Genomic DNA, 13,101 nt, shown 5'->3' with positions numbered 1-13,101 from the left:
ATTCATGCTGGAAGTAGCCCTGGCTATCCCCTATTGGCTCGAGCTCGCCGCAACCATTGCGGGCGCCATCTTCGGAGCGCTCAGCGCGGTACGGGCGAAATACGACATCTTCGGCGTGTGCTGCATCGCCATCGTCGTCGGTCTTGCCGGCGGCATCACGCGCGACATCCTGCTGCAGGATTACGGCATCTACGCCTTCCAGAAACCGAACCTGATCCTTGCCTGCATCGTGGCCGGCATCGTGGCGTTCTACTTCGGCAAGCTCATGACGTACTTCGACCCGTTCATGGACTTCCTGGACAACCTGTCGGTGGCGCTGTGGGCCATCATCGGCACGGGCAAGGCGCTCTCCGCCGGCCTCGACCTGGTGCCCGCCGTCATCCTGGGCACCATCACCGCAAACGGCGGCGGCATCGTGCGCGACATCTGCATGAACCGGGAACCAGAGGCGTTCCAAGCGGGCACGGTGTACGTGAGCGCGGCGCTCATCGGAGCGCTTGCCTTCGCCGTCATGAAGCAGAACCACCTGCTCGACCAGTATGCGGCCATCACGTGCGTCGTGCTGGTCATGGGCATCCGCTACGCCTCGCTGGCGTTCGGCTGGCGAACCCGCCCGGCGCGTGACTACTCCGACGTGGTCACGCAGGCCGTCGCCCAACCGGTCAAGCGCATGGCGAACCGCGTGCGCGCCCGTCGCCGCCCCACCGGCTTCCAGGCTCAGACCACCGGCCTCACCGGCCCCATCCCCCCGGTTACCGCCAAGGGCGTCACCGGCAGCATGCCGCCCATCACCTCTCCGAGCGCAACCGGCAGCATGGCCCCTATCGCAGCCGACGGCTCGTCGCTGGATAGCGCCTTAGGCAACGGCGTTACCAGCACCGACGGCGAGAACCGCTGCTACCCGGAAAGCGACGACCAGCCCCCGCGCCCCGAGAGCGAGACGTAAGGAGCCCCGCAGGCCACGCCGGGCGTCTGCCGGGAGTTCCATCGGGAAAGCGTGCGCGGCCCCGACTGACAGCCGCCCCGTCCGTTAGGACTTCCACCGGCAAAAGCATCCACGGCCCCGGGCGCCCAGCTGGCAGCCTCGTCTCGGCTGCCAGCTGGGGCATCCGCCCCAGCTGTTGCGGAAACGGGGCTTGCAATATAACGGGATGTTGACGGTTCGCGTCTTTCGCAACGCCACCGTGGATTCCCCGTTTCCAGCACGTTAACTTGCGTTACACTTTGGAATCGCACGTGCGAACGTGGTAGGTACTTGTTCTTAGAAGGAGACCCCATGGGCAGGAAGCACAAGTTCGACTATTTCGGCGCATTCGAGCAGCACTCGAAGCTGGCCGTCGCCGAGTCGGCGTTGCTAGTTGAAACCATCGAGCAGTTCACGGAAGCATCCGCGCTCGAAGAGAACACGCAGAAGGCGCATGAGATCGAGCACGAGGGCGACACGATCAACCACAAGATCTTCAAGACGGTCGCCACCGACTTCATCACCCCCATCGACCGCGAGGACATCATCGAGATGTGCCAGGCGCTCGACGACATCGTCGACGACATCGAAGACGTCATGCTGCGCTTCTACATGTACGACATCCACTTCATGCACGACCAGGCCATCGAGTTCGCGAAGCTCATCCAGGGCAGCTGCGAGGCGCTCGACAACGCCATGTGCGACTTCCACAACTTCAAGAAGTCGAAGAACTTCGTGAACCTCATCGTGAAGGTCCACGACCTCGAGGAGCAGGCCGACCAGCTCTACACCCAGGTCATCCGCGACCTGCACGTGAAAGATTACGACAACCCCATGCGCGTGTACGTATGGACGAACCTGTTCGACAGCATGGAAGCCTGCTGCGACGCATGCGAGCTTGCCGCCGACGTCATGAACACCATCATGCTGAAGAACGTGTAGGCACAGGCCACACAAACCCATAGAAACGCGAAAGGCCCGCTCATGCGGGCCTTTCTCATGTGATTGCAAGTTTGCGACCAGGCTGCGCCTTATGCATAGAAGGCGAACACGCGGCGACGCTCGCCGCCGATGGTGGTCAGGTTGCCGTGACCGGGCAGGACCACCGTGTCGTCGGGCAGGACCGCCAGGCGCTTGAGCGACTTGCGCATGGCCGACATGCTGCCGCCGCTGAAGTCGGTGCGGCCGATGGAGCCGAAGAACAGCGTGTCGCCGGCGATCAGGACCGGCTTGGCATCCAGGCGCTCGGTGAGCGAGGAATCCAGGAACAGGCACATGCTGCCCTCGGTGTGACCGGGGGTGCTGATGACCTTCCACGGCATGTTGCCGATCTTCACCACGTCGCCGTGGTTGACGCGCTGGTCGACCGGGCATGCGGGGAACTTCTGGTCGTCGCGCGGCACGGGCTTGTCGCCGCAGATCATGTCGGCGTCGATGGCCGAGGCGATGACGGTGGCGCCCGTGAGGCTGCGCAGCTCGGCAGCGGCCGCCACATGATCGGAGTGGCGATGCGTCAGCACGATGGCATCGAGCTTGCGCCCGCCCAAAGCCGCCGCGATCTTCTTCGCATCGCTTGCGGGGTCCACCACGAAGGTGGCGGAGCCGTCCGACACAACGTACACGTTGGTTTGATACGGTCCCAGAACCAGGAACGACGCGTCGACGCACGTTCCCTTCACCTTATATGCCATGTTGTCCTCCTAAATCAGTATCTTCGAGCGTCGAGGGCGGACGCACCGCCCCCCCAACATTGCAACGGGAAGGGCCCTTCGCCAAACAACCCTTCCCCAACGAACCGGAGCGGGAAACCTGCCGCCTCGGAGCCCCCAAGGCGGCGGCCCCGCAAGGCCCTTGCTACAGCAGGGCGGAATCCTTCCCTCCGCCTACCTTCGGCACCATGCGGCGGGCATCGAACACGCCCTCGAGCGCCTTGAGCTTGCTGAGGATGATGTCGATGTGCGTGATGTCGCTGACCTGGAACAGGAAGCGCATCTCTGCCATGCCATCGCGGTGCGACACCGTGTTCGACGACAGGACGTTCGCCCCCATGCCCGACAGCACGAGCACGACATCGGAAAGCAGCTGCAGACGGTCGAGCGCCTCGATGTAGACCTCCACCTTGAACGACGTGTTCTTCGGCAGGTCGCTTTCCCAATGCACCTTCATAATGCGCTCGGGCTGTGCCATGAGCTCCTTGGCGTTCGGGCAGTCGCGACGGTGCACCGACACGCCGCGGCCACGCGTGACAAAGCCGATGATGTCGTCGCCCGGCACGGGGTTGCAGCAGCGCGACAGGCGCACGAGCGCGCCTTCCACGCCTTCCACCACCACGCCGTTGGAGCTTTTCGTCTCGTGCTTCTTCGGCTTGTTCACCAGCGTGAGCATGGGCGGCAGCTTGCCGGTGGTCATGGCCGCCGTGCCCAGATTCAGCGGATCGGGCTGCTGATCGCCCTTGCGACCCAGCTCAGCGAGCAGGCGGTTGGCCACGCTTTGCACGCTCTCCTTGCTGGTGCCGATATTGACCAGCATGTCGTCGGCATCCTTGTAGCCCAGATGCTCGGCAACGGTGCGCAGCGCGCGCTCGGAGCGGGTGTTGGAGATGCCCAGGCCGTGCTTGCGCATCTCGCGCGCCAGCTTGTCGCGGCCGCTGAGCAGGTCGTCGGCACGGGTGACCTTGCTGAAGTACGCGCGGATCTTGTTGCGCGCGCTGGGCGTCTTCACGATGTTGAGCCAGTCGCGGCTGGGGCTTGCCGACTTCTGCGTGAGGATCTCCACGCGGTCGCCCAGCTGCAGCTCGTAGGCCAGCGGCACGATGGCGCCGTTGACCTTCGCGCCCACGCAATGGTTGCCCACCTCGGTGTGGATGGCGTAGGCGAAGTCAACGGGCGTGGATCCGGCACGCAAGCTCATGGCCTCGCCCTTCGGCGTGAACACGAACACCTCGGTAGGCGCCAGGTCCACCTTCAGGTCCTTCAGGAACTCGCGCGAATCGTGCGTCTCGTCCTGCCAGTCCACCATCTCGCGCAGCCAGGCCAGCTGCTTGTCCATGGAGTCGTTGCCGCCGCGGCCACCCTTCTCCTTATAGCGCCAGTGCGCCGCCACGCCGTACTCGCTTTGGCGGTGCATCTCCTCGGTGCGGATCTGCACCTCGAGCGGCCTGCCGGCGGGGCCGATGACCGTGGTGTGCAGGCTTTGGTACATGTTGAACTTCGGCATGGCGATGTAGTCTTTGAACCGCCCGGGCATGGGGTGCCACAGCGTGTGCACCGCGCCCAGTGCCGAATAGCAGTCCTTCACCGACTTGACGATGATGCGCACAGCGATCAGGTCGTAGATCTCGGAGAAGCCCTTGCCCTTCTTCGCCATCTTCTGATAGATGCTGTACAGGTGCTTGGGGCGACCCATGATCTGCGCCTGGATGCTCACCTTGTCCATCTCGCCGCGCAGCACGGAGATGACCTGGTCAAGGTACTCCTCGCGCTCGGAACGGCTTTCGGTGACCATGCGCGAGACCTGCTTGAACTTGTTGGGCTCGAGGTAATAGAAGCTCAGGTCCTCGAGCTCCCATTTGATGGAGTTGATGCCCAGGCGGTGCGCGATGGGCGCGTAGATCTCAAGCGTCTCGCGCGACTTGAAGATGCGACGGTCCTCCTTGAGCGCGGCGAGGGTGCGCATGTTGTGCAGGCGGTCGGCCAGCTTGATGACGATGACGCGGATGTCCTTGCTCATGGCGACGAACATCTTGCGGATGGTGGCCGCCTGCTCGTCGGTGAGGGTTTCCACCTCGATGCGCGTGATCTTGGTGACGCCGTCGACCAGCTGCGCCACGTGCGGGCCGAACTCCTGATCGACCAGCTGGCTGGTCACGTCGGTGTCCTCCACCGTGTCGTGCAGAAGCGCCGCGCACAGCGTTTCCACGTCCATGCGCAGGTCGGCCAGGATGATGGCAACCTCCACCGGGTGCGCGATGAACGGCTCGCCCGACTTGCGGCACGCGCCCTCGTGCGCCGCGGCAGCGAAGCGGAAGGCCTTCTCGAGCTTGGCCTCCTCCTCGTCGGTCAGGTAGCCGCGCGTCATATCCTGAAGGTCGGCGAAGCGCTCGTCAGGGGTTTTCTCACCCTTGGGCATCACCTTCGTGGCCTCGGTGGAAAACGCCTTCTCCGCCACGTGCGGGCGGCCCAGCAGGCTATCGTCGACGGTTTGCCGGACCACGTCTGGTTGTGCCCCCAGCAGGTTCTGGTCCGATCGGCTATTCGACTTGTTCATTTCCAGCCTCCTTTGCAACGGCGGTGGTGGGCAGGATGGGATGCGATACGCGCTTCTGCAGGTCGGCGGCATTGCTGCGCATAACCCAATCGCGGAACGCATGGAAGATCTCGCGCTCGTCCATTCCCTCGCGATAGCGCACGCTGTCGGTGAGCTGCACCTTGTCCTGCGTGTCCTTCACATGAATGGATCGCACCAGCCCATCGGGGCCGAACATGGCGTGCGCCTCGATAAGCCCCAGCTCGCGGAACACCGCCACGGCGCACGTGACCGACGCCGTGTTCACCGGGAAGATATCGGTGGACACGTTCTTGGCCAGCTCGGCGTCGCTGGTGGTGAAGAAGAGCGTGTCGGAGGCGCGCTGCATGGCGCGCAGCTTGCGGTACACCTGCGCCAAGCTGTCGTGGCACGGCGTCATGTCCGCCAGGATGCGCTCGTTGAGGGCGCAGTCGTTGCGGCTGAACAGCAGGTGCACGCAGGCCGGCTTGCCGTCACGTCCGGCGCGGCCCGACATCTGGTTGAATTCTATCTCGTTGAAGGGCATGTGGTACAGCACCACGTGGCGGATGTTCGGGATATCCACGCCCTCGCCGAACGCGCTGGTGGCGATGAGCACCAGGAGCGCGTCGGTGCGGAACAGCTGCTCGATGCGCTTGCGCTCGCTGCGCGACAAGCCCGCGTTGTAGAAGCCGATGAGCGGCGCCACCTGCGGCGCGTGCTTGCGCAGCGCGCGGGCGACGGCCACGGACTGCTCGCGGGAGTTCACGAACACCACCGTCTTCTCGCCGGTTGCCACCAGGTTGGCCAGGTAGTTGTCGCGACTGGGCACGTTGCGGCGGTCGTCCAGGCGCAGGTTCGGGCGATCGGAGGCGTCGAACACGCACGCATCGATGGGCAGTTCGCGGCGCACGGCCTGGGCGCACTCGTCATCGGCGGTGGCGGTGAGCGCGAGCACCGTGGGGTTGCCAAGCCTACGCACCGCGGAGCCGATGGTGGCGTACGCCTCGCGCTGGCCGGCGCGCGCCAGGCCCACGTGGTGCGCCTCGTCGACCACCACGAACTTGACGCGCCCGGTGTAAGCGAACGAATCGGCATGCCATGCCAAGAACTCGGGCGTGGTCAGCGCGATGTCCACGCTGCCGTCGGCCAGGCCCGCGAACGCCTGGCGGCGCTCGTCGACCGTGGACTCGCCGGTGAGCGTGACCACGGTGATGCCGAAGGGCGCCAGCGCCTCGCGCAGATGGAACGCCTGGTCGGCGATGAGCGCACGCAGCGGGTACACGAACAGGCTGGCCTCGCGGGCCGCCAGGGCGCGCAGCGTGGCGTGCACCTGGAAGGTCAGCGACTTGCCTCGGCCCGTGACCATGACGCCGAGCACCGACTTGCCTTCGGCGAGGTTATCCAAAATGTCGCGTTGGGCCTGATGGAGCTGGCCGTCGCCGATGATGGCGTGCACGATGTGCTCGCGCAGGCGCTGCGGGTCCTGGCGCGCCATGGCCTCCCAATGGGCGCGGTTGACCTCCAGCTCGTTCTCGTATTCCTCGATGGCCTCGGGGTCGTGCGGCGCGTCGGCGCACAGCTCCTCGTCGCGCGTGGCGTACAGGTCGCTCACGAAGCTGAGGTTCTCCGGGTTCAGGCACGCCTCCAGCGCGGCGCACGTGCGCGCCGGCGACAGCGACTTGAGCATGGCCTTCACGCTGCGGCGATTCTTCCATTCGTCTATCTGCACCTCGAACGCGGCGTTGACCACGCTGTCGGTCTTCATGAGCGCCTCGATGTCGTTGCAGTGGAACATGATGCCGGCCACCGTGGTGCGCCCGTTGGAAAGCGAGCACGAGAAATGGTTGCGCTCGGCGCCCACCGCACGGCTGTGCAGCAGCGTGACGTCGCGTGCCAGGTACACGGGCACGGGATGCTCTTGGCCGAACGGGGCCAACGCGTCGAGCTGCGCCACGTTGCGCAGCGTGAGCTCGTCGAGGTTCACGCAGGCGTCGATGGTGATGAGCGGATGGAACGCGCCCTCGGGAAGCGCGTCCATGTACTCGCACAGGCGGCGCTCGAACTCGGGGAGCTTTTCAGTGGGAAGCGTCACGCCCACGGCCGCCTCGTGCCCGCCGAAGCGAAGCAGCAGGTCGGAGCAGCTTTCCACGGCCTTGAACAGGTTGACCTGGCCCACGCTGCGGCCGCTGCCGCGCGCCTCGTCGCCGTCGATGGTGAACAGCAGGCAGGGCACGCCGTAGGTGTTCACCAGGCGGCTTGCCACGATGCCCTTCACGCCCTCGTGCCACCCTTCGCCGGCCACCACCAGGGCGCGCTGGCCCTTGTAGGTTTCGGCGGCCTGGGCCTTGGCGATCTCGGAGAGCTCCGCCTCGATGGCTCGGCGCTGGTCGTTGACGCTCTCGAGGCGCTGCGCCTGCTGGTTGGCCTGCTCGAAGTCGTCGGTGAGCAGAAGGTCGAGCGCCAGCTGCGCGTCGCCCATGCGGCCGGCGGCGTTCAGGCGCGGGATGATGGAGAAGCTGAGGTTGGTGGCGGTGACCTGCTTGCCGGAGGCTCCGGAGGTGTCGAGCAGCGCGGCGATGCACGGGCGCGGTGCCTGGTTGATGCGGCGCAGGCCGTCGGCCACCAGGGCGCGGTTCTCATCGCGCATGGGCATGAGGTCGGCGATGGTGCCGAGCGTGGCGAAGTCGGTGTACTGGCGCCACAGGTGCGGCTTGCCGAAGCGACCGCCCAGCGCCTGCACCATCTTGAGCGCCACGCCCACGCCGGCCAGGATGGCGCTGGGGCAGGCGGGGTCGCGCTTCGGGTCGGCCACGGGCACGCCCTCGGGCACCAGGTCGGAAGGCTCGTGGTGATCGGTGACGGCCACTTCGATGCCGCGCTCCTGCAGCAGGCGCACCTCGGCCTTGCAGGCGATGCCGCAGTCGACGGTGACCAGGAAATCGGGTTTGACCTGCGACAGGCGCTCGATGGCCGCCGGGGTGATGGCGTAGCCCTCCTCGAAGCGGCGCGGGATGAAGGGCGTGACGTGCGCGCCGAACTCGCGCAGGCCGCGCGTCATGACGGTGGTGGCGGAGATGCCGTCCAGGTCGAAATCGCCGAACACGAGGATGTGGTCGCCGCGGCGGATGGCCGCCTCCAGCGCATCGGCCGCCTCGGACAGCCCGGGGATGATGTAGGGGTCGCGCCAGTCGCGGTCCAGCGACGGCGTGAGGAAACGGTTCGCGGCTTCCGAGGTGTCGATGCCGCGCGAGACGAGCGTGGCCGCGATGAAGTGCGGCATGTGCAGCTCGCGCTGCAGGGATGCGACCGCCTCGGGCTCTGCCGCCTTGATGTTGAATCTGGCAGACATGGTGGGTACCTACTTATTGCAGTGCTTTCCTATAGTTCGCCTCTATTGTCGCACAAGTGGATGGCGGCGCTGCCGGGAAGTGCCGCGGTCGGCGGGCAACGTGGCAAGCGGTTCGGGCGACGCGCCCGGATGCGCTGCGGAAGCGCGCGGGGACGGGCGCGGCCACGCGATGCCGTCACGGGCGCCGCGTCCGCGCCATACCCGTTGCCGCGCGACGCCGCACCGGCCGCCGCATCCCTGCCGCCTCGGCCACCGCATGTGCAGCCGCCCCGTTCGCAGCTTTTTTGCAGCCTTTCGCCCTTAGCCCGCAGCCTGACGCGAGCGTGCGATAATGGGGCCTTCCTACCCTGAACAACGTGCAGGAGCATCGCATGGCCAACTGCCTTGTCGCCCAATCGGGCGGCCCTACCGCCGTCATCAACGCCAGCCTTGCCGGCGTCATCCGCGCAAACCAGCTCAACCCGCTCTACGACCGCGTCCTCGGCGGCCTTCACGGCATCGAGGGAACGCTGGCGGGCAACCTGTTCGACCTGACCGACCTGAGCGGCCACGAGATCGAGGTGCTCAAGCAAACGCCCTCGTGCGCGCTGGGCACATGCCGCTACAAGTTCTCCGACGAGGCCGACTTCCAGCGCCTCATCGACGTCATGGACGAGAACGACATCTCCACCATGTTCTACATCGGCGGCAACGGCTCCATGTCCACGGTCGCCGCCATGACCGCCTGGGCCGCCGAGCGCAACCTGGACAAGCGCTTCATCGGCATCCCGAAGACCGTCGACAACGACCTGGGGCTTATGGACCACTGCCCCGGATTCGCCAGCGCCGCGAAGGTGGCGTGCGAGATAACGCACGCCACGCGCATGGATTACGACGCCTACACCCGCCCCGAGGTGTTCGTGCTGGAGACCATGGGCCGCGACGCGGGCTGGCTTGCGGCGAGCACGTGCTTGACCGGCGACGTCGACCTGCTCGTGCTGCCCGAGGTGGATTTCCGCCGCAGCATCTTCTTGGAGCAGGTGCGCGCGAAGATGGAGCAGCAGGGCAGCTGCTACGTGGTGGTGTCGGAGGGCGCGCGCTGGTACGACGGCACGTACCTGTCCGCCAACGGCAAGGCCGCCGACGGGCTGGGCCACGCCATGCTGGGCGGGGCCGCCGGGCGGCTGAAGTCCATGATCGTGGAAGCCGGCATCGTGCCGCGCTGCGTGGTGCAGGACCTGTCGCGCGTGGCGCGCTCGAGCAACTTCGCCATGAGCTTGGTCGACCTTGAGGAGTCCTACGACCTGGGCGTTTCCGCGCACATGCGCAGCGCGAAGCCCGAGTTCACCGGGCAGGTGGTGGGCATCCGCCGCGGCCAGGGCGTCGACGGCGGCTACAACACCGAGTTCTTCGCCTGCCCCGCCTCCGATCTGGCCAACTTCGTGCGCCCTTTCCCCAGCGAGTGGATCTTGCCGAACTACCAGGGCGTCTCCGACGAAGCGCTGGACTACTTCCGCCCGCTCATCCAAGGCGAGCCGAAGCTGATCTGCGAGAACGGCATCCCCGTGACCATGCGCCCCTTCAACAGGCGCTAACAAGTAGGCCCGCAGGCCATAAGGCGAAGCGGTTGCGAACGCGAAAGCGAAGCGGCTGAGGCCGCGAAGACGACGAGCTCGCGGGCGACAGGCGCTGAACGCGAAACGCCCGGCGACCCCCGTTTGGACCGCTCCCCCTATTTCTTGAATGGGGTTGGCGGTTCATCGAGGGCGCCGGGCGTTTCCTTCTTTTGGGCGGATAAGGCGTCGAGGCGCTACTCCACCACTACGAACGTGTCGCGATCGGGTGCGAACGACTGCATGGCGGTGATGGTACGCTCGAACAGCTCGCCAAGCTCCCACCCCAGCATGTCGGCGCCGCGGCGGATGACGTCGCGATTCACGCCGGCCGCGAAACGCTTATCCTTGAACTTCTTCTTGAGCGACTTCACGTTGAAGTCCATGACGGACTTGCTCGGGCGCATGACGACCGCCGCACCGATAAGCCCCGTCAGCTCCTCGGTGGCGAAGAGCACCTTCTCCATCTGCAGCTCGGGCTCGGGCAGGCTGGGGTTGAAATCGCTGTTGTGCGTCTGGATGGCGCGGATGAGCTCGGGCGACCCGCCGGCTGCCGCGATCAGCTCCGCCGCATATACCGTGTGGTTCTCGGGGTCGTCGTCGTGCTCTTCCCAGTCAAGGTCGTGCAGCAGGCCGACGATGCCCCAAAAGCCCTCGTTCTCCGCATCGAACTCGCGCGCGAAATAGCGCATGGTCTGCTCGACCGTCTCGCCATGCTCGATATGGAACGAGTCCTGGTTGTGAGCCTTCAGCAGATCGAAAGCCTCCTCGCGGGCGATCCCGGCATCAAGGATTGCCATTGCATGCTCCTTTCATCGTTGACATCCATGCTATCACAGCGGCGCGGCGCTCGGCCATGCGCATAAAACGGCAGGGGCCGCACCCGTCCCCCGCCTGGCGGGAATCGGATGCGGCCCTTCCGCGCACCGCCGCTTCAGCCCCGCACCCGCGGTTCCGACGCCTTAGAACGCGATGCCGAACGCAGAGATGATGAGGCCCCAGAACACGCCCGTGGCCCACAGGCCCGCCAGCACGATGAGGTTCTGGCGAAGACGGCGGTTGGTGCGGAACAGCACCAGCAGGCCCACGCCGGCCGACACCAGAAGGCCCGCCATCATGGCGCCCGCGCCGAGCGCGCCCTCGACGTAGAGCTGCGCGATCACCACGCTTGCCGCGCAGTTCGGGATAAGGCCCACCAACGCGCTGCCCAGCACGGAAAGCACCGGGTTGCTGCCCAAAAACGCGCCGAGCGCATCTTCGCCGACCAGCTCCAGCGCGCCGTCGAGCACAAGGGTGATGACGAAGATGAACACCGTGACCTGCACCGTGTGCTTAAGGGCGCTGCGCAAGATGGAGCCGCCCTCGTGATGATGCTCGTGTTCCTCATCGTGCTCGAAATCGTACGCCAGCTCCGGCTGCTGCTCGCAAGTTTCGCAATCGCCGTTGCAATGGCAATGGTCGCGTTCGCATAGCTCGTGGATGCGCAGCTTCTCGCGGTCGCGGCGCGCCAGTCGGATGGCCGCGTCCACCACGAAGCCCATGACCATGCCGATTATCAGCTTCACGCCCATGATCTTCAGGATGGTCATCGGCGCCACCTGCTCGGCCAGGAAGATGGGCAGCATCTCGTCGGAGGCTGACAGGAACACCGCGAACAGCGTGCCAAGCGTGATGACGCGGCCCGCCCACAGCGTTGCCGCCGCCGCCGAGAAGCCGCATTGCGGGACGATGCCCACGAGCGCACCGACTACCGGCCCCGCCGCGCCTGCACGGCGCACGGCCTCCTCGGCCTTGTCGCCCGCCTTGTGCTCGAGCCACTCCATTGCCAGATAGGTGACGAACAAAAACGGGATAAGGTACAGCGTGTCCTCGACGGAGTGCTCGAGAACGTGCCCGATGAGATGCGTGATGTCTTCCATGAACCTTGCCTTGCGATCGAAAGGTGCCCTTGCCTGCGCATGCGTCGCATGCGCTCCGTGTGTCAGGTTCCCAGTTTACAGAACGCGTCAAGCGAACGTGAAGAAACCGTGAACGATGGTTAACTTTCCCGACTTTTGCCCTCCCCGGCCCGAAGCGCCTTGCAGCTCACGGCGCCGAACCATCATTTGTGGATGAACAGGTTCCAGGAGGGTGTTCATCCGATCCCACACGAACGCGAACAGGTTCCTGGAACCCGTTCAAGCGAACGTGAACAGGTACCTGGAACCTGTTCAGGCCAACCGCCCTCGTGCTGGGACATGAACAGGTTCCAGGAGGGTGTTCATCCAGCTTGCGATATAAGACGGGCCCGGGATTTCTCCCGGGCCCGTGAGGGTCTTGCCCAATCAACCCTCGCTTGGTGCCGAGGGCGGCAAACGAGATTGCGCGGGGCGACCGGCTAGGCCAGCGCCGCCTTCAGTTGATCGATGCCGTCGAACGGGGTTTCGCTGTTCCCGTTTTGGCGGTCGACCTTGATGACCGTGCCCTTCCACGTGGGATCCTTGCGCTGGGCCGCCAAGGCTGCCGCCGCGTCATCGGCGGGCTTGCCGTCTTCGCTATCGTGCTCCTTGAACTCGTCGGTTCGCACGACGAAGCGGTAGTCGAACTTCTTGCGGTCCGGCAGGCCCTTCGAATCGAAGCCGTATTTCAGCTGGCCGAGCATGCCGCGCATGGCCTCGACCGCACCGGCTTCCCCGATGCCCACCATACCGAGCTCGCTGCTGTACAGCGACTTCGAGGACACGTACAGCGTGCGGATCTGGCGACGGCGACGCTCCTCTAAGCGGACGAGAATCGCGGCGATGGCCACGATGCCGACCCACCATACAATGGCCAGCGTCAGGTCGAGCGGGCTATCGATGCGGTTGAAGCCCAGGTGGTACCACAGCACCAGCAGCAGCGCCGCGACGATGGCCGCCGCGCCCAGCACCAGATAGTTGCTTTTCCTCATA

At 65.6% G+C, this 13,101-nt stretch carries 9 protein-coding genes; 3 read left to right on the top strand and 6 right to left on the bottom strand.

Annotation, left to right across the window (positions count from 1 at the left end; genetic code table 11):
- The first annotated feature begins 4 nt into the window (after positions 1–4).
- On the top strand, positions 5–946 hold the full coding sequence (locus RDW26_RS00055) for a trimeric intracellular cation channel family protein (RefSeq protein WP_307981920.1): 942 nt from the start codon (positions 5–7) through the stop codon (positions 944–946).
- 330 nt (positions 947–1,276) lie between these two features.
- On the top strand, positions 1,277–1,906 hold the full coding sequence (locus RDW26_RS00050; protein ID WP_307981918.1) for a DUF47 family protein: 630 nt from the start codon (positions 1,277–1,279) through the stop codon (positions 1,904–1,906).
- An 89-nt stretch (positions 1,907–1,995) separates the two neighbouring features.
- Here the strand turns inward: RDW26_RS00050 and RDW26_RS00045 are convergent, their stop codons facing one another.
- The 3 genes from RDW26_RS00045 to recJ form a co-directional block, all read right to left on the bottom strand.
- Entirely contained in the window at positions 1,996–2,655 is a 660-nt protein-coding gene (locus tag RDW26_RS00045; RefSeq protein ID WP_042432670.1) for an MBL fold metallo-hydrolase, read from the bottom strand.
- Between the two features lie 163 nt (positions 2,656–2,818).
- Entirely contained in the window at positions 2,819–5,230 is a 2,412-nt protein-coding gene (locus RDW26_RS00040; protein ID WP_307981915.1) for a bifunctional (p)ppGpp synthetase/guanosine-3',5'-bis(diphosphate) 3'-pyrophosphohydrolase, read from the bottom strand.
- Positions 5,214–8,579 carry a single-stranded-DNA-specific exonuclease RecJ gene (gene recJ / locus RDW26_RS00035; RefSeq protein WP_307981914.1) on the bottom strand — a complete coding sequence of 1,122 codons (3,366 nt, stop codon included), beginning with the start codon at positions 8,577–8,579 and terminating at the stop codon, positions 5,214–5,216. Before recJ ends, RDW26_RS00040 begins: the two co-directional genes overlap by 17 nt.
- Positions 8,580–8,950: 371 nt before the next feature.
- On the opposite strand from recJ, the gene RDW26_RS00030 reads away from it, so the two are divergent.
- Positions 8,951–10,153: a diphosphate--fructose-6-phosphate 1-phosphotransferase gene (locus RDW26_RS00030; RefSeq protein ID WP_307981912.1), complete on the top strand. Its 1,203-nt coding sequence runs from the start codon at positions 8,951–8,953 to the stop codon at positions 10,151–10,153.
- 215 nt (positions 10,154–10,368) lie between these two features.
- Here the strand turns inward: RDW26_RS00030 and RDW26_RS00025 are convergent, their stop codons facing one another.
- From RDW26_RS00025 to RDW26_RS00015, 3 genes are all read right to left on the bottom strand, one after another.
- Positions 10,369–10,971 (bottom strand): HD family phosphohydrolase, encoded by a 603-nt coding sequence (locus RDW26_RS00025; RefSeq protein WP_307981910.1) that lies wholly within the window; start codon positions 10,969–10,971, stop codon positions 10,369–10,371.
- Between the two features lie 162 nt (positions 10,972–11,133).
- On the bottom strand, positions 11,134–12,090 hold the full coding sequence (locus tag RDW26_RS00020; protein ID WP_307981908.1) for a putative manganese transporter: 957 nt from the start codon (positions 12,088–12,090) through the stop codon (positions 11,134–11,136).
- Between the two features lie 458 nt (positions 12,091–12,548).
- Complete coding sequence (locus RDW26_RS00015) at positions 12,549–13,100, bottom strand: hypothetical protein (protein WP_307981907.1); 552 nt, start codon at positions 13,098–13,100, stop codon at positions 12,549–12,551.
- Position 13,101: the final 1 nt, after the last annotated feature.

Origin of the sequence: uncultured Senegalimassilia sp. (assembly GCF_902464545.1) — a bacterium.
Taxonomy (GTDB): Bacteria; Actinomycetota; Coriobacteriia; order Coriobacteriales; family Eggerthellaceae; genus Senegalimassilia.
This window is presented reverse-complemented; position numbering and strand designations above follow the sequence as displayed.